Here is a 2,385-nt window from a genome sequence, read left to right as displayed (position 1 = left end):
GAGGGGGCGAAGACCCTCCCCGCGCTGCGCAACACCGCCCCGCCGTCGCGCACCATCGCCGACATGACGGCAAGCCTCAACGCGCTGCTGGCCAAGCCGCACGAGCGCTCCGAGCGCGCCCGCGCCGTGCTGGCCCAGCAGCCGATGATTGCATCGCATCCGCTCGTGTCCGGCGCCCAGCAGGTGTTCACGCCGCACCGCCCGCCGCGCCCTGAGAAGAGCGAGGGCGGCATCGCCTTCAAGCTGGTGTCGGAGTACGAGCCCAAGGGTGATCAGCCAACCGCCATCCAGGAGCTGGTGGACGGAGTGGCGGAGCTCGAAAGGAATCAAGTGCTGCTCGGCGTCACCGGCTCGGGCAAGACGTTCACGGCCGCGCAGGTGATCGCGCGCACGCAGCGCCCGGCGCTGGTGCTCGCGCCCAACAAGACGCTGGCCGCGCAGCTCTACGGCGAGTTCAAGAGCTTCTTCCCCGACAACGCGGTCGAGTACTTCGTCTCCTACTACGACTACTACCAGCCCGAGGCCTACGTGCCGCGCACCGACACCTACATCGAGAAGGAATCGTCGGTGAACGAGCAGATCGACCGCATGCGCCACGCCGCCACGCGCGCGCTGCTGGAGCGCGACGACGTCATCATCGTCGCCTCCGTGTCGTGCATCTACGGCATCGGCTCGGTCGAGACCTACACGGCCATGACGTTCACCGTGCAGACGGGCGAGAAGCTCGAGCAGCGCCAGCTCCTCGCCGACCTCGTCGCCCTGCACTACCGCCGCAGCGACGCCAACTTCATCCGCGGCACCTTCCGCGTGCGCGGCGACACGGTGGAGCTGTTCCCGGCCCACTTGGAGGACCGCGCCTGGCGCATCTCCCTGTTCGGCGACGAGGTGGAGGCCATCACCGAGTTCGATCCGCTCACGGGCCAGAAAACCGACGAGCTGAAGCTCATCAAGGTCTACTCGAACTCGCACTACGTCACGCCCAAGCCGACGCTGCAGCAGGCCATCAAGGCCATCAAGGCCGAGCTGAAGCAGCGCCTCGACGAGCTCTACAACGCCGGCCGTCTGCTGGAGGCGCAGCGGCTGGAGCAGCGCACCGTCTTCGACATGGAGATGATGGAGGCGACGGGCTCGTGCGCCGGCATCGAGAACTACTCGCGCTATCTCACCGGCCGCCAGCCGGGCGAGCCGCCGCCGACCCTGTTCGAGTACCTGCCCGACGACGCGCTGGTGTTCGTCGACGAGAGCCACGTCACCGTGCCGCAGATCGGCGGCATGTTCCGCGGCGACTACCGCCGCAAGGCGACGCTCGCCGAGTACGGCTTCCGCCTGCCCTCGTGCATGGACAACCGCCCGCTGCGCTTCGAGGAGTGGGACGCCATGCGGCCCCAGACCATCTACGTCTCGGCCACGCCCGGCGGCTGGGAGCTGGCGCAGACCGGCGGCGCCTTCGTCGAGCAGGTGATCCGCCCGACCGGCCTCACCGACCCCCAGATCGAGGTGCGCCCCGCCAAGACGCAGGTCGACGACCTGATCGACGAGGTGCGCCAGGTGGCCCGCAAGGGCTACCGCACGCTGGTCACCACGCTCACCAAGCGCATGGCCGAGGACCTCACCGAGTACATGCACGAGCAGGGCATCCGCGTGCGCTACATGCACTCCGACATCGAGACGCTGGAGCGCATCGAGATCATCCGCGATTTGCGGCTGGGCGCCTTCGACGTGTTGATCGGCATCAACCTTCTGCGCGAGGGCCTCGACATCCCCGAGTGCGCGCTGGTGGCCATCCTCGACGCCGACAAGGAAGGCTTCCTGCGCAGCGAGACCAGCCTGATCCAGACGATCGGCCGCGCCGCCCGCAACGTCGACGGCAAGGTGATCCTCTACGCCGACGCCATGACCGGCAGCCTCGAGCGCGCCATCGCCGAGACCGAGCGCCGGCGCGAGAAGCAGCAGGCCTGGAATGCGGCCAACGCCATCACGCCCGAAAGCATCAAGCGCAACATCCACGACGTTCTGTCGTCCGTCTACGAGCAGGACCACGTCACCGTCGACGCCGGCCTCGCCGAGGAGAATGCGAGCCTCGTCGGCCACAACCTCAAGGCCGTCATCGAGGGCCTGGAGAAGAAGATGCGCGAGGCCGCCGCCGACCTCGAGTTCGAGACCGCCGCGCGCCTGCGCGACGAGATCAAGCGCCTGCGCGAGACCGAGCTCGCCATCGCCGACGATCCCCTCGTCCGCCAGTCCGACGTCGAGGACAAGGCCGGCACCTTCGCCGGCGAACGCAAGTACGGCCCCAATGCCAATGCGCCGGGGAAGGCTCGCCGCAGCGTCCCCTCCCCCGTCGCGCCGGAGGCGCGCGCTCAACTCGTGGGGGAGGGACAGGGA

General features: G+C 68.6%; 1 protein-coding gene. It reads left to right on the top strand.

Annotated features, from left to right (window positions below; all coding sequences use genetic code 11):
* Positions 1 to 144: 144 nt before the first annotated feature.
* Positions 145 to 2,385: excinuclease ABC subunit UvrB (gene uvrB, locus F9K20_RS21160; RefSeq protein WP_291006772.1), on the top strand; the 2,241-nt coding region annotated here is incomplete at its 3' end.

Source organism: Hyphomicrobium sp., assembly GCF_009026145.1.
Lineage (GTDB): Bacteria > Pseudomonadota > Alphaproteobacteria > Rhizobiales > Hyphomicrobiaceae > Hyphomicrobium_A.
Note: the sequence above shows the minus strand (reverse complement) of the source record. Positions and strands in the feature narration are given on the sequence as shown.